Origin of the sequence: Aquimarina sp. AD10, assembly GCF_003443715.1 — a bacterium.
GTDB lineage: Bacteria > Bacteroidota > Bacteroidia > Flavobacteriales > Flavobacteriaceae > Aquimarina > Aquimarina aggregata.
On the sequence record NZ_CP031965.1, the window covers coordinates 3,534,840 to 3,557,330 of the forward strand.

General features: G+C 34.0%; 8 protein-coding genes. All 8 read right to left on the reverse strand.

From position 1 onward, the window contains the following. Window positions 1-36 precede the first annotated feature (36 nt). The 8 genes from D1816_RS14700 to D1816_RS14735 all read right to left on the reverse strand — a co-directional run bounded on the left by D1816_RS14700 (window position 37) and on the right by D1816_RS14735 (window position 22,481). Window positions 37-1,515 carry a vanadium-dependent haloperoxidase gene (locus D1816_RS14700; RefSeq protein ID WP_233565348.1) on the reverse strand — a complete coding sequence of 493 codons (1,479 nt, stop codon included), beginning with the start codon at window positions 1,513-1,515 and terminating at the stop codon, window positions 37-39. Window positions 1,516-1,654: 139 nt separating this feature from the next. Next, complete coding sequence (locus D1816_RS14705; protein WP_118503794.1) at window positions 1,655-2,350, reverse strand: hypothetical protein; 696 nt, start codon at window positions 2,348-2,350, stop codon at window positions 1,655-1,657. Next, a complete protein-coding gene (locus tag D1816_RS14710) occupies window positions 2,343-6,758 on the reverse strand; it encodes a DUF4157 domain-containing protein (RefSeq protein ID WP_118503796.1) in 4,416 nt (1,471 codons plus the stop codon). Before D1816_RS14710 ends, D1816_RS14705 begins: the two co-directional genes overlap by 8 nt. Before the next feature lie 51 nt (window positions 6,759-6,809). Continuing rightward, window positions 6,810-7,514, reverse strand: a complete 705-nt coding sequence (locus D1816_RS14715) for a hypothetical protein (protein ID WP_118503798.1) — start codon at window positions 7,512-7,514, stop codon at window positions 6,810-6,812. Further along, window positions 7,515-8,207: a hypothetical protein gene (locus D1816_RS14720; protein ID WP_118503800.1), complete on the reverse strand. Its 693-nt coding sequence runs from the start codon at window positions 8,205-8,207 to the stop codon at window positions 7,515-7,517. A gap of 19 nt (window positions 8,208-8,226) precedes the next feature. Continuing rightward, window positions 8,227-10,053: a contractile injection system tape measure protein gene (locus D1816_RS14725; RefSeq protein ID WP_118503802.1), complete on the reverse strand. Its 1,827-nt coding sequence runs from the start codon at window positions 10,051-10,053 to the stop codon at window positions 8,227-8,229. Between the two features lie 4 nt (window positions 10,054-10,057). Beyond that, a complete protein-coding gene (locus D1816_RS14730) occupies window positions 10,058-17,179 on the reverse strand; it encodes a hypothetical protein (protein WP_118503804.1) in 7,122 nt (2,373 codons plus the stop codon). A gap of 106 nt (window positions 17,180-17,285) precedes the next feature. After that, a complete protein-coding gene (locus D1816_RS14735; protein ID WP_118503806.1) occupies window positions 17,286-22,481 on the reverse strand; it encodes a hypothetical protein in 5,196 nt (1,731 codons plus the stop codon). Between the last annotated feature and the right edge of the window lie 10 nt (window positions 22,482-22,491).

The window sequence follows — 22,491 nt, forward strand, 5'->3', positions numbered from 1 at the left end:
AAGACTTCATCTAAGAAATTATCACATACCAATTCCTTATCCCAGTTCTGCTTCGAAATATTGACATACTTTATCCCAAACTTCGCACCCAACTTTGGTGCCTAATTTGCGCCCTTCAAGATCTCCGTCTTTAAAATGAATACCTCCATACAATCTCGATATCCCCGCTTCTGAAGCTGCATCTCCTAACATTTTCCAATCCAAAGTAACATCTTCACAAGGTGTACATCCAGGTTCTATTTTTGAACCTCCTTTAGGAATAGTAACCGATTCTCCATATTTGCCACTATCACAAAAGCAGGATAACACTTCTGCCGCCGCTGCACTAAATGTGCTATGCCCTGATACATACTCTGCAAAAGGCGGTGTCGGGATATATGGAATCCAGTTTTCACCTTCTATTTGTTTGGTTCCTTCGCATGGGCCACCCCAAGCTTCTATACTCTTACCTCTATACAAATCTTGAATTGCCGATATTGGTCGCACATAATCATAATACACTTTACAATCCCAAGCCGCTATTCCTGCATCAAGCAACGCATTAGATAATGCAAAAAACATTTTGATATCAAATGCATTTTTATAACCGTATTCTTTGGATAAATAGCGCGCTTGTCTACAACATTGTTCTGGCGGAGTGGCATTACGTGCTTTTCCATCTTTTGGGCTATCTACAAATTTATCTTCATGCATCCCTCCCCAAAACTCAGCCATTAGTTTTTGTTCATCTGTTAGGCATGCGCTATAATCCAATACCATATCAGCTTGTCGTTTATAATTTTTACTATCACAAGGCGCTGGTGAAGGTGGTCTAAATTGCCCTCCCCATGTTAATGCAAAAGGTTTTACTAACCCCCAATGTGCAGTTAAAAACTCTTGTGGTTTATGATTTACCAATTGCGCTTGCCAACGATCTTCATATTTTAAGGGTTGTGGCACTGGTGGATTTACAGGACAATAGTTCGTATAATCTACATAACTACCTTCTTCTAAGGTTGCATATTGATTTGCACCGTCTCCTGCTCTACATTCTATAATGAGTTTTGCAGATAAATTACCAATCCCAACGGCATTATTAGGCTCCATATCTTTGTTATCGGGATCAAAATTACATTCGCACATAAAATCCCGAAACATATTCTTTTTTTCTGGTGGTAACTGCAACCAAAATACATCTTGTAGTACCGTATACGCTGCATGGCTATATGCTGTTTCTCGGTTTAGAGATGTACATTCTTGATCTGGCTGTTTCAAACGACTACCTGTAGTAGTACTTACCTCACAACCGCCATCATTATAATTGGTCCAGGCATCATACATTGCGGTATGCACCATGGCCAATGCTCTAGCTGCAACTGTTGGAGACATATTTACATAATGGATAGCATCACAGGTTAATCGATTCCATACATGAGCCTTACTTGGTGTGTAATTATTGTTTGTTGCCATGAGTACTGATTTTTGTGTAATTATTGTATTGTATCGTTCTTCTCTTTCTTTTTTATAATCAATCATTCTTACTATTATTATCATCAAAAACACCTACTTGTGTTTTTGTACTGCTTCTTAAGAAGTTACATACTTCATCAAGTGCTATTTTCTTCTTATTCTTGCCCCATTAGTTACAAATTAGCTGTAGCGAGGGAGTCAATAATTATTCTATCCCAAAAGCTTTTAAATCTAATGTTATATGCGGAAGCATTTTTGGCAAATAACGTTTCATTAATTCATAATATTCTGTCTTCTCTTTAAAGACATAAATCAATTGCCAGTAATGAAACCCTTTTGCTTGATACGCCAAGTTTAAATACTCTTCTACAGTAACTCCCATATCATATATTGCTTCTGCATCGGTATAAACAAGCCAAATATTATCTACTATTTTATCTCCTTCTTTTTTTAGACAAGCTGTTAGACTCCAACAAATATCAAAAGGAAAGAAATCATCTTGATTTTCTTCTTTATTCGATAAAGTATGGTAATACGCTTGATCTTTGCAAAATGCGGGGTTAAACAAATTCTCGGCCTTTGTAATATTTATAAAACCGCTTAAATATTCATGCACAACTCCCCAATCGTAATCGTATTTAAAATATTTTTCATTAAGAAACTTATCTTCTCTGAATTGCTTGGTATTTTCTTCCGTCTGCTGCAGTTCCCAAATAATCTCAACTTTTGACGTCTGATTATAGAAATCAAGAATACTTTTAGGTACATTAATACTATCATTAGCAATCTCTTCTGGTGGTAATGCATATGTAGCAGGTGTTTTTATATTTACACCATGCTCAAAAGCGTATCCTATTTCCTCTAGCATCTTGAATAAAAAAAGTTCGTTTATATTAATCATATTCTAAAATATTTGTATTCACTAAATTATTGAATTTTACATAAGCAGACATAAAAGCATTTTGATCAACATATAATCCAGAAACTATAGTTCTTATCTGAATAATATTTTGATATCCGCTAGATGGCCTTCCTTGTACCAATCTATCAAAAAACCCTGATAATCCGGCACCATTAGTCCCTCCTTCTGCTACTGCCTTAGAATTAAGAGCGCCAGCCGTTGCATTATTAATTGTTACACGCGTAGCAGTACTTGGTGGTTCTTGTGTAAATCTTTTTGTTACAGTTGGGCTTTCAGGTGAGTTCGTTTCGGTATTATATGGTCCAAAACTCATTGCAACTACCGTTGGTATATCTTCGAATTGACCGGCATTACCGTAGGATACATCAACATTATAGAAAATGACTTGATTATTATCCCAAACAGCTTCTTTAGCTAAGCGTTCTACTTGGTTTTCCATATCTCTCAAGTTCATATCTCGCGTACCCGGAAACAGGTTACTTCTAGTTCCCGGACCATGCAATCTATGATTTAGCATATGAGCTCTTACCCAAGCCCCACCTCTTCTTAATGTAACAGGAATATTACTCCACCCTTGAGGGTCCTGTGTTGGGGTGGAACCTCTAGTATTTCCTGGTATTTTTGATAAAGGAGCTGCTCTTAGTATATAAGCTCTACCTTTACTATCTGTCTCAAAAGAAACCCTTGAAATAGGAAGTTCGATAGTATGTTCTAATACGCCAACTATGACTAAATCTGCAGAAATGTTAGTTAGGTTTGTTGCTATTAAATTATATGCATTTCTTACTGGTTCATTACCATGTCCTGCCGTATATGCATTATCAACAGCCCTTTTATAAGCGCCAATATTTGTTCCTAAAACCCTTTTTTCACTAAATAGACTTTCAATTGCACGAGATTTAGCTTCATAATTTTCATCACTTGTCCCATTATCATGAATTTCCTGTCTTTTTTCATTTAATAAGTTATTCAACGTTTTTTTGTCACTATAAACGTTAAACTCGACTCTTTCTAGACTACCTTCTATCTTTAAGGTATGTCCACCATCAATATTAATAGGTGAAGACATTCCAATTATTGTACCTACGTCTTCTTGGTTTGTGGTTTCTTCTCCTTCTGTAACTTCTCCTGCATTTTCAGTTGAGCCTCCTTTTAATCTTCCTGTCTCTGTATTATTTCTATCTCCTACATCGATCAGATAATCCCAGGTTTCGCCACCGTCTACGACTCTTGCGCTTTCTATAGCTGGATGTGCTCTTAACCATGATTGTAACATAGATTGTGCAGCAGCTTCTTCGATAGTGCCGTCTTCACCAGCTGCATTTGTTTCTCTGGTTCTTAGATCGGTCATGGCATCACTTAACAATCTTCTTCTTTCGGCTTCGCTCATTAAAGGTACTACCAATAGATGATTACCATTATCTTCTCTGGCATGTCTTACAAATACAGATACGTTATCATCTTGTTTATTTCGTAATTGTATTTGATTTAGCCCATATTTAGCCTTTACTCGTCTTGCTTTGGCTTCTACAACACCTTCTGTTGGTTTAGGATCTGCATTTTCGAGCTGTGACATTTCATCTAATGCTCGCATATATTTCTGCTCATCTGGCAGGTTTTGTAAATTTTCTTCTCGTCTACTACTTGGTGGTAATCCTTCACCATCACCAGTCACTTCTGGATTAGCATTTTGTTCTCCTCCAGGCTCACCAGTCCATTGTCCTTCAGGATTAGCGTCGGCATCACCCATACGTCTAGGAGGGGGATCTGCCATAACATCGGCAGTAAATTTATCTGGATCAAACTCTACCGGAGAAAACTTAAGCTCTGGTGCATCTGATGACCCTACTAACCAATCAATATCTGCTCCAATTCCCATACTATCACCAATTGGATATTGCACTTCGCCAAGTGGTGTTTCTTCTCTACCATCTGGTGCAGGTGACCACCATGGACTATCTAATTCATAGAAGAGCGCTCCTGATAATTGTAAAAATAATTGCGCAGCGGCTTCAAAATGTCCTTTTAATCTTGATTCTCCTACTTTTCCACCCTCTGGTGCGGCACTCTCTGTATATTGAAATGTTGGCGTGGCTTCTGCATAGGCTCGTAGTCCAGCGGCAGCAGTTACATTTACCCCCGCTTTAACATCATGGCCTAATAATGTTACTCCTACCCCAGCTTCTGCCTCTAACCCTAAAACGGCAAAGGCATTAATACCTAAGGTTCCTGTTATACTAAATTGTTGTAGCACTGATGGGTCTGTAGAATAGGTTCCTGTAAATCCAACATCTTTAAGTACTAATGGTCCAAACCCTGCATTAACGAACATCCCGATACCTGCAAATAAGAATACTTGCCCGACTAATGGGATACCATAACCTGCACGTATCTCTACATCAAAAATCTGAACTTTTTTGCCACGTTGTTCCATGAGTTCTATCTCATCTGGCACTACTATTTCTCCTACAATGGTGACATGACCTTCATGATCAATACCAATTTTGGCTGTTCCTTCTAACCAAGGTGTTATTTTGGCTTGTACTTCTCCCCAACCAGCAAGAACTTGATTGTTTTTAGTTTTGGGTGCTGCTGTTTCTGGAGTTGCAGCAGTTTCTGCCTGTGCATCCATTGTTTCTACACCTAAGGCGGCATTCATCATTTGTCTCGACTTTGCCGCATCTGTTACTAGCAAAGTTATCGATCCAGTAAATTTCTCTGAAGTCATTGTACCGGTACCTTGTATCGTTACTGCACCATCAATATATTCTGCAATTATTGTTGCTTGTATGTTTGCAATATCTCCTTGTATCTCTCCTCTACCGCTTAACTTTCCATCTTCTCCTCTAGCTACCGTAAATTGACCTTGAGCTAATCCTTGTATATCTACATTAGCATTTAAGTTAAACGTAAATGCATCACCTGTAATTCCTAATCCACCACCTGCTTCAAGAAAGCCATCTACAACCGTAGTCAAGGCACTCACTTGAAAAACTAATCGTCCATTTTCAAAAGTATTTTCTAAAGCATCAACATTCAAGGGCTCGATACCTAAAAAATCCATTGCTTCTAACTTATCATTAAGTCCTTTAATAAATCCCTGAACATCGGCTACCAAAGCTCTATCTCCCATTTTTACGCTAAGGAAACCTTTGGTTTGCTGTTCGTCGCCAAAATTACGGAGTACCAAGATTGGCTCTACTCCTGCTTCTCGCATTGGGTTTAGAAAATTCCAACCTGTAATATTCAGGTATTTATGATTACCCTCTGACAGTTCATATTTTGCAGCATCTCCCTGAATATTTCGTGTCGTCTTATTAACCTTTATGGTTCCGCTATACCGTTCACCTATTTTTACATCTACGTCAAAAATTCGTTCCCCATCATTATATTGAGCATCAAGATAATTTGCCCATGCGGTTGTAAGATCAAATCGATGACTAATATCTAAGGCATCATTTGGTCGAATTGCGGCTTCTGCTGCAGTGGGAGTTTCTGTAACTTCTGATGTTGGTTCATCTACTTTTTGTACAGTAGGTTTTGATGCTCCTTGCTGCATTGTATGCGTTAATTCATGAGCCAATAAATGTTGGCCAGAGGTAGAATTTGTATTGTATTTCCCTTCATTAAAATAAATATCATTACCATGCGTAAACGCCTGTGAACCTAAATCCTTATTCATTTGTATTGCATCACCTCCTGTATGAGTACGTACACCACTAAAATCTGCCCCAAAAGCATTACCCATCGATTCTTGGGTATTGGATGGCAATGCGCTACCTGAACCTTTAGAACTATTAAGACTGCTTTCTAGATCAGTAGTATTAGTACTTGATCCTTCTTCTTTTCTTTGTATGGTAGATTCTTCATTTGGTGTTGAAGGATTTTCTGCACTACTTAATTTTGTATGTATTTCTTCTTCACTTTCAGAAAACTCTTCTTCTTTTTTCTGAAGTTCTTCATCTTGATCTCCCGTAAGTGAAGGTTGTATAGGGGCTATCGGTTTAGTCTGAACATTAGGTTCTTGTTGTTCTGCATTACTTTCAAAAATAGGTTTTCGCTGTATTTCTAATTTATTTTGTAGTACCTCATCGTCCTCTTTCTTCTGTAGATTTTCTGTTTGCGTTTTTGTTGAAGTAGGATTAGCCGGTTCTGCTAATTTTTGAACCACTTGATCTGCTTTTTTATCTGCTTCGACCTCATATTTATCATTAGGTTGGCCAATGGTAAGTTTAGGCTGGATGCTTGCAGGACTAAAAAAGGGTTCTGATGTTTCTCCAGATTTTGAAAAAAAGCCTTCTTCCCCTTCTTTCTTAAAGAACGGTTCCCGCTTTGCTTGAACTGGATTTTTAGCGGCTGAACTTGTTTTTATCTCAGCTGTCTTCATACTAACGTATCACCCATATTTTTTGTAACTATTTTTTCTAATTTACTCATTTCAAAAATGTCCTGAAAATCCAACTCCTCCGCTCACTCCCCTTATATCCATCAAATTATCTGGATTTGCATTTAAATCAAACTGCAAATCAAGATTAACACCTCGTCCAAGAGGTATTGGCATATCCAGTTGTAATTGACCGCTTTGAAAAAATTCATATGATTTTAAGCCGATACCTGTTCCATAAGAAAGCACCGTTCCTAAGGTTTCATTGGCACCAAGAAAGCCAAAACTTGTTTGTAATAGATTTGTTCCTAATCCATACCTTAAAAAGGTATTCCACATGAGCTTATTGTTATTTGGGTATAATGATGCTATTCTATAAAAATGATGAGCATTATTGTATAAATTTTCATCGATATTCAGTTTTAAAGCATAAGCAAGGCATCTAAAATCAGGAAATTGGGGATTGATGTAACATCTATCTGCTGGTGACGTCCCTCTTTGGTGTCGTCGTCTTTGATTTGATGCACTATTTGTCTCGCGTTCTCTTTCTCTGGCAGCATCCCGAGCTGGATCATCATCCTTTTGGATCGCGGGTTTTCTCTGGACAATAGTATTGGTATTTGAAGTAAAAAAAGATGATTCTTTTTGATTAGAATTCGAAAAAAAACCTCCTTTACCCTCTTTTTTAAAAAAGGGGTCTCGTTTAGCTTGGACTATTTCCTGAGCTGGTTTTCTTTTTGGTCTCTTTGTTACTTTCACTTACTTACTTTTTATAGTATCTACTGTTTTATGTTGTTTTAATATCTTTTTACTTAAATAAGACTTTGTTTTGGGGTTTTGCCAAGGTATTTTGCTAATCTGTTCTTTTAGTTTAGCTGTATCTGTTATTGTTCCTTTATTACTTTGAAGGTTCTTTTGTGTTTCTGCTAATTCTTTAATGTTTTTCAACACTTTTACATCGGTTAATTGCCCTTCTTCAATCTTAGAGTTGTCAGAATCTACAGAACTATTATCAACTGTAGGAGTTTCTTGTTTTTTATTTTCTTCTTGTTTTTCGATTGCCTTATTCGCTAGATCAATAACTTTTTCAGAATTTCCTAATAGTAGATTCGCAAAACTAACTGCCTGAATATCTTTTGCCGATGTAGCTCTTTTTTCTAGCTTATTAGAAATTTCTGCTAACTCTTTTTGAGCTTCTGTATCATTAGGGTTTTCTATTATTTTATCTGAAAACTTTTTTAAAGCAAATTTGTCTTTCTCAATCTGTATTTCCTGTATACTCGGATATGCAATCATTATAATAGGAATAGGGAAAAACAGTAGTAATTTTTTAAGGTCATCTTTTTTTATGATAAAATATACCAATCCTGCACAAAGCAACATGAATAAAAATACTCCTAAAAATAGCAGTACAATTTCATAAAGATAAAGGTTGTCAAATATTTTATTCATAACTCTAATTCAAGTAGCATTATCGCCATTCTACCGTAAGTATTTCTTTCATCCACGGTAGTTTTACGATACTGATATTCCATGGTAATCGATCCAATAGTATATCCATTGCTTTTTGTTCTATATACAGTTTCCAACCTGTATTTTCATTTTCTAACTTGCCCTGACGCATTAAAAATCCTTCTCGCAAACCATCTGCGGAGATGTTTCCTAGCGCTCCCCAATGCTCTATAACTATTTTTAATAAACCTATAGCTTCTTCTTTTTCTTCTTCAGTTATTTTTATGGTGTGATCAAGAGGCATATTTGAAGGCATCTCACATAAAAACTTTGGCAACACCATCTCATATTCGACTGGATTTTCCTTACCTGTCGCTAGAAAATGAAGTAACACAACTGCTTTACTTCTAGATTCAAAATCTTTAAAGTCTTTACCATCTATAAGTCCTAACCTTGTAAAGAAATTGTTTATAAAAGGATTCAGTAATACTACTCCTGCTGTGTTGAAATACTGGGGTGATGGTAGCGCTTCTTCTTTAAACACCTCTTCATCATCAGTAAATCCTGTACCTTCTTTAGTGCTTTTATTTTCATTTTTTCTTGTTGTTTCTACATCTATTTTATCGCCATGGTTTTCTGTTGTCTCGTTTGATTGAATTTTATCTTTAGAAACATTATTCGTATTATTTTCTGAAGGTAAAAACTCTTTTTTGTCTTCAGATTCTGACTCTTCTTTTTCTGTTGATGAAGTAGTCCTTATATTTTTTTCTTTTCTCGTGGTATTATTTTTATCTAGTATTTCTAAGAGTATCTGATATTTCTCTTTTTCTTTTTGATCAATAGTTCCATGATCCACTACTTCCTGAAGTTTTGTCTCGCGAAAGATATTTGAATCAAATAAATGTTGGAGTACCTGTCTTCCTATCGAAATACTATCTAATTTTTCTCTTTTTAGGATAACATACTCAAAAATCTTTTTCCATATCTTAATTTCTAATGAGCGAAATATAATTTTAGAGGTTAAAACATTTCCTTCTTGGCAAACAATCTCTATCTCTTTTATCATTTGCAGAACTTTATCTTGAGAAAAACCAGTATATAATTCTACAATTGATTTTAAATCTTTGGGAGTATGCTGTAACACTAATCGGTGTAATGCTATAGGATATTTTTTTAATTTATGTTCTAAAATGGTAACCCCATCTAATGCCATTCCTAGGTGTTCTAAAACTTTGGTGATCCATGTTTCTTGAGGAGCAATGGTATATGATGGTAAAATTCCTTTCTCTAACCAATATAACCAGATATCAAAATAATGTTTTCTTTGGGATTGACTACTTTCTTTTTGATCAATCGACATGCTCGATTGATGAACATTATATTCTTTAGAGCTATCGTTATTTTTTAAATGACCATGAAGGTCCTTAGTATTATTTTCTTTTGGGTCTATATTTTTACCGTTTACTGGGGGTGTACTTTGAAACGATTTTCCATTTTTATTAAAAAATTCCTGATCAAACTTCCTCAACCCTTGTTCTTCATTAACACCTTGAATACCAATATTATGCAATCTATCCTCTATGTTTTCTCGTAACTGCCGTATGATTTTTTCTATAACTCCATTCATAGTACTACCATCCAAATTAATATTACCAATATCAATTTCGATGCTATCAAATCTTGCAATTATATGTTCATCAACTAAACGATCAAAAAGGTTTTCTATGGCTGGATTTAATTCTTTTTGAACCCAATCACTTATTTTTTGCTGCACCGCATAGGCATCCTCTGTAGCATCTATATCTACTTTCAAAACCTGTTTTCCTATAAGATGCTTTTGCCCCATATATTTATTTCAAAAGTTTTTTTATTGTTGCTAAAGATTTAGCATTTGCTAGAGATCCTAGTGCTGTAGCATTCCATTCTTTGTTTAATTCTTTAAGAGATAATCCTTTGTTTGACAATATCTCAATCCTTGCCGATAGTTGATTTATTTCCTCTTTTTTAATTTCAGATTTTGAATCTAATACCAGATTATCAAACAAATGATATGTTGCATTTTTTAATAATGTTAAGTACTCAGAAATAGCGTTGTCTTTTTGTAAACTATATCTATTAAAGAAGTCCACTAATGTTGAATACCCTTTTATTGTTGGAGTATTCTGAAGAAAGAATACTGTTCGTTCGTAACTTTTTGTTTTCTTAATGTTTTCATTAGCTCCAGTCTCTATGGCTTTTAAGTACATAGGTTTCCTTTGTCTTACAACTGCCAGTTCATCTTTTTTCTTTTGTGCAGTTGTTGTTTTTGTAGATGTTCCCTTAGCAGTAGTTTTTTGTTTATCTGCTTGTGTTTTTGTGACTTTCTTTTTAGTTACTGTCTTTTTTGCTTTTGCGACAGGTTCTGCTTTTTTAACAGCTGCTTTAGCACTGCTTTTTGCTGTAGGTTTCTTTTTAGGAAGTTCTTTTGGTTCTTTCTTGACTTCTTTTACAGTTTTACTTTCTGTTTGTACTGTTGTTTTAGAAGTTGGTCTTGTTTCGATAGTAGCAGGAACTTCTCCAACAGGGAAATCTATTATATCTCCGTCAATAATCTGCACGCATTCACCCCAAAAAATACTACCCATACTATCCTCTGGTAACGTTCTGCTATCTACAGTATCACAATTACAATCACCTTGTGACAAAGGTGCGGATGCACAAGGTTGTTCGGATTCTAACCTTCTAATATAATTTGATAAAAGGCAATCTGGACGAGGATCATTAGGGTTGCATTTATACGCTTCTGGATCTTCTTTCCAAACTAACCATTTTCGATATGCATCCTCAAAATTACAGAGATCTCTTGGACCTAACCATAAAATATTAAGTCCTACTAATGCTGGTACTTCTTTATATAAAAAATTCTCAAAAGTTTCGCGTTGTTCTAAAGTTCTAAATCGTTTAGACCATGCTGGCAATACCAATGTTGCCCAAAAAGAATAAGGGTCGCTACCTGGTATATAATTGATTAATGTTGCTTGGGCATTATCTGCACACGGATCATCTTTATCTAAATCTGGTTGCCACTCAATATCGCAATCATAATCTGGGCAAATGGGCAATAGACAAGAAATCGCTCTTTGCAGACCACCCTCACCCTCGCCTTCTCCTGTGTTAAATTCATGAAAACAATCGCCTGATGATGTTGGTCTTAATAAAATATGTTCAAGCAAATGCAATCCCACATCGCTTACTTGTGCTTTTGTTCTTTCTATTGCATCTTTAACTTCTTGAAGACTATCATATTGTTGGGGGTGATATGCTAATTCTTTTCTCTTATCAATAATCTGAAAAGAATAAAGTCCATATTCTGTCTTTGAGATTTCTTCAAAAGCGTATGATGTATTTTGATTTGTAATTAGCAGACAAAATGCTGTAAATGCATTAACTGCTTCTGCGCAACATGAATAATAATTTCTACTTACAAAAGGATAAGGTTCATTACATAATGTATCTGTTGTAGTATCCATATCCTCACAACCACATGGTTGTAAACCACTGGGGGTAATTTGCACATCACTTTTGGCATCATAGATTCTAAAAAAATATCCCTGATCAGTTTTATAAATAGGAAAATAGTCTGTTAATTCTTTTACTAACTCACATGTAAAATTTTGCCGATTTATAATGTCAAGAATTCTGGCATCATTCTTATATTTTTCTTCTAAAAATGATGTAATTAAATTATTCTCAATTGCTTCTTCTTCTTGATTTTCTGCAAATTTATAAGGACATGTTATTAAACTATCTCTAAGATTAAACATGAATTCGCAGAACTCATCATCAGAATATCCATATCCAATAGTATACAAAAACCCAGCTCCAGGGCGTGTTCCTCCTCCATCAGAAGGTTTCCCCGTGATATATTGATCCCAGTTTAAAGATTTTAACTTTGAAATCCAATGATCCATCTGTTGATCTCTAACCTCTCTAGAATTATAATCGCAATTATGATCAACCACAAAATAATCTGGTGAGACTACTTTAAATTTCCAGTATTCTCTATCACATACAATATCATAATTTTGATCATCTTCTGCCGCATAGATAAACTCTCGTACTCCACCAGGAATACAATCTTGACATTCATCTTTTTGATTAGGGTATGCATCATCCCAGGCATCTGCTTCACTATCAAACTCACGAGAGCTTTCTGCTAACACCTCAACTAATCCTGTGTAAAAGTTCCCATTCTTGCAAAAAAGTCTACAGTTATTTGAGGTACCTACCAGATTATAAAAATGATTATATGCTTCGATAACAGATTTTTCATCTGCATATGTAGATTCACTAATCCATAATAAACTACCTATATGCGGTATAACTTCACTAATACTATCGCTTGCAGGAATAAGATCTTTTTGAGGCACTACTACTTTAAACTTATAAGACACTGTATCATCTGCATTATCATCGCTTTCATATACTTTTTTATATATGGGATATACATCTGCTAATTCAGAATAATAAGTAATTATATCTGTACCATTTGCTTCTACTTCTTCTCTTATTACTTTTGGAATCACAACCAAAAATGATTCATTACTACATGATTTAGATTGTGAGTTTTGGTATGTTTCTTCAAGATTTATTTTCCCCGAAGCTCCATATTGATCTGGATTAGCAGCTATGGCGATAACATCTAACCACTCCATTTGCCAAGCTTCTTCTGCCTCAATAGCACTAGTATATCCATTATAACTAATAAGAACGAAGCTATTTTTATTATGATCTGTAAATTCTACCTGATAATGGTACTTATTAGGACTTCCTTCTGGACAAACAACTATTTCTCTTTTAGTGCAGTGTTTTAAATTAATTGGTGGAATAAGGTCACAGATATTTCTTTTTACAAACTCTGCTGTTGATTCGTTACTATACTGATACGGATTTACAGCTAAAGGAGTATTTTTCTTGAAAAATCGCCACTCGAATCTACCATTTTGGTTCTCTACCATTCTTCTGGCAATAAAGCTTTCTTTGGGAGCCAGGTCATTACTATAAATAGTAGAGAGGTATCCTGCTAATTTTTTAGCCATCTCCAACGATGGTTTATCTTTTGAGAATCCCTCAACCATTGGAGTTTCTGATTTAGGAGAATACAATCCAAATTCGGTTGTACTTTTGGGAGATACTTTAAAAGATAGTTTTGGAAGTTCTTTTACAAAATTGGTATATCCTTCTGAAGCCTCACTATGCGTTTTAAAAGTATTAGTACTTAAAAACAAAGGCTTTAATTCATTATTTACATCACTAATACCATACCTATACTTATACAATGCAGGTGTAGCAACCACCTCAAAATTATAACAATGAGGAACATATAACTCATTATTAGGTCGTATCGCCTCTGTAACTATTACTTTATCAAAATCGCTTTGCGCTCTTGCTTTTGAGGTAAATTCGCTAGTTGATTCGAGTATTTTTTTATCATCTTTTGTTAGAGACCAAACATAACGACGCGGTTCTTCTTTTACAAAAACAGGAAGTGTGTTATTCTTAAAATAACGCATCATCGAGTTTAACGCTTTCGTGCGATCTGGTGCGGTCTCAAAATGATCAGGAGGTAATGCTAAAAACGAGTTATATTTATCTAATAAAATATAGTTATACTCTGGATTTCCTTGATCTCCGGATAATAAATAATTCTTTTTAACTTCACCCAGCTTAAATACAGTATCTAGTTGTTCTAGCGCTTCTTTTTCAGAATCATATGCGCAATAACTAATTAGAACAGGGGCACCATCTTTTCCTAAGAGTTGAAATCCAAATTTGTTTTTTTCTTGGTCATAATCAGGTTTTGTATTTCTATTCCCAAATATGGTAGTACATTCTGTTAATATCGTTTCAGGAGTTCCTTGACCAATATCCACGGCATCTGAAATCGCAATTGGATTTCCTTTTTCATTTTTTAATTGTATTCTGATTGATGTTCCTTCATTTTTGATTTCATAATTAGTTTTGCTGCTACCTAAAGCTTTTCCTTGTCTCCAAGCTGCAACAGCCCTATAAGCATCTGGATAACATCCTATACTATTCAGAGTGATCCCATCTTTAACGGGTAATTTCCATCGAATAGCTACATCATGTTTTGTAAGAAAATCCTCGAGCTGTGCTTCTTTGATCATATGATCCCATGCATCCTCATAAACATCAAAAACCTGTTCACTAACTGCTTTTTCTTTAGTATTTACATGCCATCGCCATGTTACTAATGTTTCAATTTCACAAGGTAACGCATTAGCATCAAGGTACGTATTTTCATTCTCTAATGGTAATAACCTATATTCACTTTTTAGAGGTGTTCTAGAGAGAATGTTTTGAGTGTTAATCGTTTTTATAAAATCTTCTTTTTTATCTAGAGCAACTTTTTCAGATTTCATTTTTGTGCTCTTACTCAATACAACTACTTCTTTTTCTGTATTGATTAGCTGCTGGTGATAATCATGCTTAGTGATAATAATATTTTCTTCTTCTCCTTGTTCAGAAAATATGCGACGCATTGTTTTTGCATCAAAACCATTAAGACTTTTTTCTAGTTGCTTGTACGATTCCTGATCTCGTATTTGAGATAAAACTTTTTTTGCAGCCCCATATAATTCCTCTCTACTCTCATATCCTCTATTACTTCTGAAAAGCACATTTTCTGACCAATCTTTTAACTCTAGTCTAAAGTTTTGTACTACTTCAAAATTACAAAGGTTACGTCTATCATAATTTTCGATTCCGGATAATAAAGAAACTCGTTTTTCAAAACCAGAAACGTTATCTGTATTCCATGATGATATTGAATAATCATAGGCTTTACCTCTATTTCTGCTTATCTCTGCAAATCGATTTACATACTTTGATTGATCATTTATTTCTTCGTGTATATGCGCTTCTGTATCAATTCCATTTTGATATTGAAGAATCGTATAATCTGTAAACTCCTCTCCAAACCTCGCTAATAAATGATCTAAAAATTGTTTTCTTCGTAGTGCATACTCGCTTTTATCCTCTGTAAGTTCTTGAATCAAATCAATATAAGAAATAGGCGTATAGGTGATATCAAAAAAGTGTTGATCCCCTTCTAAAGTATCAGAAGCATTTGTTGTTAACTTATAACTTTGACTTATAGTCCCTAAAAACGTAAGGTTTTTTGCCTCTCTCCTTGCTTCATCGACTGTATCATATCTTTTTGTGCCTACCATTACGATATCATCTGGAAGATTTGTTTGTAGCACAAAGAAATGTCCTCTTCGATCTTGTAATAGTTGTATTGTATATTTTTCGTTAAAAAATGCATCTATCAATTGATTGATATAGATGGATCGAACTCCTGTCGAAGAAAAACTAAACAAATCTATCAATGCATTTGTATCACTACATATATTACCAATAGTTAGCTCTACACTAGGATTCTTTTTTAATTGTTCAACAATGTTTGTCCATTGACTATCATTTTTAACGGGAACAGCTAGCAAAGAATTTATAGTCTCTGTGTCGTTCGTATAAAATCTAAGTAAATCTTCTACTCCAGGAATAGAATCAGGGATTTGAGTAAAATACGTATGCTTTTGTTCTTTTGTTCTTTGTTCTTCTGGCGTTAATGAAAATAATGATTTAATATTAGCAAGTTGAGATGTATAATTTGCTAATATTTGATCATAAAACATAAGATACCCTTTTAACTGTAATGCTTGTGTTTCACGCAATAATGATGCTCTATCTGGCAACCCATCTTCTCCTATACCATATACTACAGGAAAATCATTTTGTATAGAATAAAATTCTTCTAAATTTTCTCTATTTATTCCTATTGGTATTTTAGTATTGAGGTTATCTAAAGGCATTTCGAATTGTTTTGCCATAGAAAAAGTGCGCTCTATTCTTTGTTTATCTATCCTTAACGCGCCTTTTGTATTGTATAGATCGATACATGTCTTATCTTTAGAAAAAGCAGGAACTTTACCTTCTTCAATTTGATATTGCCATGTTTGAGGCATGTTTTGAAACTCCTCTCCCTTAATTGATACATTTTTTATTTTTCTAACTCCATCGATACTTAAAATAATATCGTATAAATCTGAGAGATTAATAAACTCACGTCTTGTAAAACTCTCGAGTTCTTCTGTATCAATAAAACCAAAACTTTTCTCTCGATAAGGTCTTCCTGCAAATATATCGTCTATCGTTCTTCCTTTATCTAATAACTCCTCTAAGGTATAATATGTAATCTCTGGCTGGATATACTTTTTAATATTGTTAAAAATTTCTACGTACACCTTTTCTGCATCAAAATCTGCATGAATTTCTGCCTCAACACAGACACCTATTTCTAAAGCGTCTAATGTTTTAACTTCGACAAAATCTTCACATAAATTTCTATGTTGTACAAGAATTTGCTTGACTTCTTGCTCGAGAGTATCATTAATAATCTCATTATCTTTTTCTATATAAACCTTGTATAACCCATTTAACTCGATCTCCTGAAAGAGATTATTTGGATTCTCACAATACAATACAGTACTCCTTCTTTCTATATCCAGATATAATCCTTGTTCCTGTTTTACCGGTTCTAACCATGCATTTCGAACACCTTCAACTTCTAATAGAAGTTTTCTAAAATCTAATATAGTTACTGGGTTTACAGTTAGTATTTCTAATGGTGTTAAAAAGTTCTCTTCAGTATCTGTACTAGTATTTAGAGTAGCTATAAGGTCTTGAAAAGGCAAGTTTGTCTTATATCCCAGATCCATTAGTGCATATACCAGCACTTCTAAAATGGTAATACCCGGATCATGCACATTATGATCTGTCCATATCTTACCTGATAGGTTTCCTATATGTTCTAGTCCTTCTCTTCTTAGTTTTTCAAAGTCTAAGTAGTCGGGAAGGTCCGGATCATTTTGCCTAATAACAGTTATATTTTCATTCACAGCTTCTGTCATATCAACTTAATTCAGATGATTTATCTGTTCTTATTTATTTTTTTCAATCCTCAAGATAGAATTCACCACTATACATTACGATTATCATCGCTAATGTCATCATAACTCATTCATTAGTAATTATTATACCTACATCAGGATTACCTCCTTGATCAGGATCTGGACATTTTTCTTCATCAATTGTAATACAAATTTTACCGGCAGTCAAAATAGATCTTGCAGTAAGGGGTTTGATTTCGGATCCGATTTGTTCTTTTTCTCCTTTTAATCTTAGACTTGTTATAAAATCTACATAATCCAATTGTTCTACAAAGCCAACAACATCAGAAAACAAAACAGGCATACCAAACGCAATTTTTTCTGAATCCCCTAAAAACCAAGGTGCCAACAAATTGGTAATATCTTCTTTAAGTTTACCAGAATAAAAATTCGCAGGTTTTCCTCTAAAGAGTCTTACCGTTATATCAACATCTACATATTCATATCTAGGATTCATTACCTTAATTCTAGCAAATGGAGATATTTTTTTTCTAAGATGATTTCCTATTTTTTCTAAGAGACTTAAAGGGGCTTTAGGTTCTAATTGATTTCCCGAAGCTAGCTTAGTTAAATCGGGTATTACAGTAATTACAATATATCCAGGCGCAATTTCTAGATCCCGTTGATATTTAATTGCAGAAAGTCCCATTGTATGACTTATGCATTTAGCTTTATATATTTTGGGAAATCCTTCTAAAACAATTTTTTCATAATCCGAAAGCATTTGTGCTCTACCTTTATGTTTAAGATGTTCACTCACTCTTACATAAAAATGACCTTCTCCTTCGGGTTGTCTTCCTTCAAAAGAAGGATATAATTGTTCTACTTTTTTGACACTAAAATCTCCTTCTGATAGTTTACTTATACTACCCTCTGCCAGACCATTATTAAGCCTTAATTTATCATTTAATTCACTTAGTTTTGCAGAAGCTTTGGCTGCTTGCGTATGAATCCCGATAGTTTCTGCTACTGCCTTGGCATTAATCGGAGCCGTAATTCTTATCCAATATAGGTCATCCGGCATTTGTCTGTTTCCTATTTTACTAATCGTATCTGGTATTGCAATTGTAACAATTCCTGAAACTGTTAAACCATCGGTTTCGTCTGATATAATATTAAAATCAGGCAGTAATTCTATCCATACGTTTTCACTTAAATAATGCCATTTAATAGTTGCACGATCCATTTCTGAATCGGCAGTAGCTTCTGCCAATTGAAACAATATTGATAAATTACCTCCTGGAGTTAAGTTTTCTATACCAACAAACAAAGTACCTTCATCATTTAAAAACGGAAACAATCCTGGGTTTTCCTCTATGTTTTCAAATTTCGAAGTGTTTACATAAGGATAAAGGTGTATAATATCTACATCTTCTTTTACTGCCTTTGCCGAATAATCTACATATAGATTTTTAATAGCTGGAGTCCAAGGTTCATTTGGAATTAAAGCCTGATCAGCACTACTAAATAGAAAACTTAAAACATTACTCTGGTTAAAAGTAGTTTCTAGTTCCTCTAAAGCAGTAGTTGCCACCTCGGTTAAACCTTCTAATTTATCAGTACCCGTTATTCTACTTAGTATATCACTGACAAAAGTATTAAAGGTATTTTGCAAATTTTGAGCTTCAGAACTGGCATTACCGATATTATTGTCAAGAAATTGCTGTATTGACTTATATCCATTGATTAAGAGACCCATTTCTGCAATTAAATCTGTGTCTAGAGCAGTTAAATCTTGTATAAATCCATCAAGATTATTTGTAATATAATCTCTTATTCCTGCTGTTAAATCTAATAATCCCTCGATATGAAAACGCAAGCCATCAGTATCATTACTATTATTATTATCTTGAACAAGAGTTGCTAGATTATTAATCCCAACTTGTATATCCTGACTTGGTACTGTAATAGCATTTAATAATTGAGATAAAGTTAGGTTTGTATCAACCACAGCAGTTAAAATAGTCGTAGCCAAATTTTGTAAACCGGTATTGCTATCTGTAAGTATAGTTATTGCATCACTAAAAAAAGCATTCATAATCACAATAATAGCATCGACTTCATCCTCTAGACTTTCATTTCTATTATTTAACTCGGTTCTAATGGTTCCTATTGTTGTCACTAATCCACTTAAGCTTGATAAACTAGGATTTCCACCGCTTCTAAAATCTTCTAAAGAGGTTAAATACGATGGTAAATTATTGTTCATGTAACTTACAGTATTACTTAGTATTGAATTTACAGTTGTAATAATTGTATCTACACTACCTCTATTATTATCTATATAATCTTTTAGTTCATCTATACCATCTTTTACCATTCTGGTAGCATCCAGAGCGGTTTGAATATTAGTTGCAATATCCGCACTACTTCCAAAATCTTCTAATGCTTGAATAATTGTTTTATTAGATTGTACATATATAGCATCAGTTAATTTATCATTTTGTGCTAAAAGCGCATATGCCAACATTTGTCTTGCTAACACAAAAGGATATTCTGTGTGTAAAAAATCTTGATTAGCAAGTGTGAATTTTAAGAAACCATTACGTGAGGTTTTAAATAATTCTAACGGTTCATTGTAGTCTATAAATTCTGGATTAGCATCATTTTGAACCTCCCAACCATATATTGTATTGTTACAATACAGTTCTCCAAAATCATCTACGGTTTTACTAAATAACTCTGTCTCTTCTTCTATATTAGTCCAGATACCTTCTTTTAATGTATCTATTTTTAATTTAAAATCTTTTTCGGCTAGACCAAGATCTTCTAGTGCAGTAGTATTATCACCACCAGAGTTAGGATCGCCTGTATTTTTTCTTTTTAAGTATGCTTTATAATGGTCATTAAAACTATCTGGTTTGTCTTTCCATTCTATGTTTACTCTAACCGAATTCCATTTTTTAAACAGCACTTCTTTACTACCAATATAAAAACTAGGGCCAAGTAATGAATTAGCAGTCGGGATCCCCTCAAATTCTACTACTTGATTCATTGGATCAAAACCGGGAACTTCTGGGCGTAATCCAAAAGGAAAAATTTGACTGTTTATATCTAAAGTACTTTCATCATTTTGAACAATCAGGTTTTTTACTCCACATACATTTACATCGATACATGCATTGGTTAATTTAAGTTGTTCTAAAAAATGATATGGCGAAATCGAAATTTGTCCCTGTTCTTTAGGTTCTCCTTTTAAAACGCAAATACCTGGGCCATCTTTTGGTGTTTCTAAATCAATCTTAACATCTTTATTAAGTTCTATTTTAACTACAGGAAGAGCTTGTTTTATATCAAGTTTTTCTTTTAATTTTTCCTCATCAAAAAATGTAATAGCAGGAAAGCCTAGTGCCAGCTTAATATTAATATCAAAAACAATTGTTTTAGCACCTCCTAAAACGCTAGAAGTTTCTAAAACTCTAATTTTTGTAGTCTCTTGATTAAATTCTGGATTTAGCCATTCTTTTTCTCCACTAAAATTAAATACAAAGATTGGTACTGTTATATGTTTTACCGGAGTTTCAAAACTTTCAATACAGTTTCTTAAACTTGTCTTTTCAGAACTTGTAAATACATCTACTTGCTGGCCTTCTTCAGGTTGTTCGCTTCCTTCGTAAGAATCACCTTCTACATACCTGCGTTTTGCATTTAAGAGTAAAAGTAATTCATTGGGATAAACAATTTTAAAAGGAACTTCTTTAAGATAATTTTCTACATATTCTTGAGCATGCAAACTTAAGGCCGAGCTACCTGGAGCAGCTACAATACATTCATTCAACTTATCTAGTGTAACTAAATAGGCTATTTCAGGAGTTGAAATACCATTTAATGTTTCGAAAAAATCTTCAATTATAAAATTTGCATCATCTTTTAATTGACATTCTAATTGAAAATTAACTACCCTGTTTCCTTCTTGTAACAATAAAACAGGTGATGCTAAAACAAACCCTAATCTTGCATTAGGATGTTCTTGTCTTAATTCTATTTCCTGATCACAGTCTTTTTCTGACTCGCTATTACTTTCTTCGTTAAGTAGTTTACTATACTTTGACCCTAATGTAGCCCAATTGGTAGTTTGATCTTTCTTAAATTTTTTCCCAAGACCATCGACTGAATTTGCTACCGGAGCAATGTATACTCCTTCTATATATGAACCCGAATTATCTGTTATTGTATTTACAGATAAAGTTCGTAGATCTGTTACCTGCGCTTTATCTATAATAACTTCATGATTCAATTCGAATTGAATATCTTCATTATTATCATCCTTCCCATCTTTTAATAATAGTCCTTTTTTCAATGGATATTCTTCAAGATGTTTAGCAATTTCAAAAATAATATGCGCCTTGTCGGGCACAGCATCCTTCGGAGCGATTTTTAATACTTGCTGATAGAAAAAATCCAAATGCTTTTTACCTAAATCATTTACATTTACTTGAAGATTCTTAAACAATTCTAAAAAAGTAAATACTAATGCTATATGAGGTTGATGTCTTTTTTGTAATGATTCTTGAAGCGGATTTAGAGCTTCTTCTATAAAACTAGGGGCCGTTTCGATAATATCCTGAAAACCACTTATTAACTGAAAAAATATTGCATTTACAGCCTCTCCTGCTTTTAGTATTGCTTCTTTTTTGCCTTTTTTTGAAGCTTGAATGGTACTATCCAATGCAAAAACATCTCCAACTTTAAGTTGCCATGGTGCATTTATAAAGCCAGAAAAATTCTTTTTGGTAACACATAAAAAAGTAGCACTTGCATTATGAATCGCAATAAATTTCTTTAAAGGCTCAATAAACGAAGATTTGATTATTGCTAAAAGAGAAATTGCTAATCCGTTGTTTTCTTTATCTGTTTTCGTAAATAATGTTTGAGTGGGTGTTATAAATTTATCATTAATAAAACCCAAAAGAGATTCTAACCCCTGTTTTGATGGATTATTTTTTAATTCTTGGTATATCAATGTAAATTCCTTTTCAAGGCTATCAATCGAAGTTTTACTAAGTATTGATAATTGAAAAGGTAAACTACTCTGAAAAAAAGAAGTCCAATTATTTATATCCTGATATTCTTCTTCTCCGTTTTTGATATACTCATAATAATTAATTTGTTGAGCATATCTACTTATGATATATAGTCTGTCTGCGAGTGTTTTGCCATCTATTGGGGCATAGTCAGATTGTAATGCCTCTATAACCCTATTTCTTTGGCTAGTCCCTGTTCTATGTATTAAGGGATGTGATATGTTTGAAGGTTTCTTCATCTATGTCTTA

Bases quoted from the DNA above. Each gene is read 5' to 3' on its own strand.
- D1816_RS14710 (WP_118503796.1), bottom strand. From the start codon at position 6,758: ATGAAGACAGCTGAGATAAAAACAAGTTCAGCCGCTAAAAATCCAGTT.
- D1816_RS14700 (WP_233565348.1), bottom strand. From the start codon at position 1,515: ATGATTGATTATAAAAAAGAAAGAGAAGAACGATACAATACAATAATT.
- D1816_RS14705 (WP_118503794.1), bottom strand. From the start codon at position 2,350: ATGATTAATATAAACGAACTTTTTTTATTCAAGATGCTAGAGGAAATA.
- D1816_RS14720 (WP_118503800.1), bottom strand. From the start codon at position 8,207: ATGAATAAAATATTTGACAACCTTTATCTTTATGAAATTGTACTGCTA.
- D1816_RS14735 (WP_118503806.1), bottom strand. From the start codon at position 22,481: ATGAAGAAACCTTCAAACATATCACATCCCTTAATACATAGAACAGGG.
- D1816_RS14725 (WP_118503802.1), bottom strand. From the start codon at position 10,053: ATGGGGCAAAAGCATCTTATAGGAAAACAGGTTTTGAAAGTAGATATA.
- D1816_RS14730 (WP_118503804.1), bottom strand. From the start codon at position 17,179: ATGACAGAAGCTGTGAATGAAAATATAACTGTTATTAGGCAAAATGAT.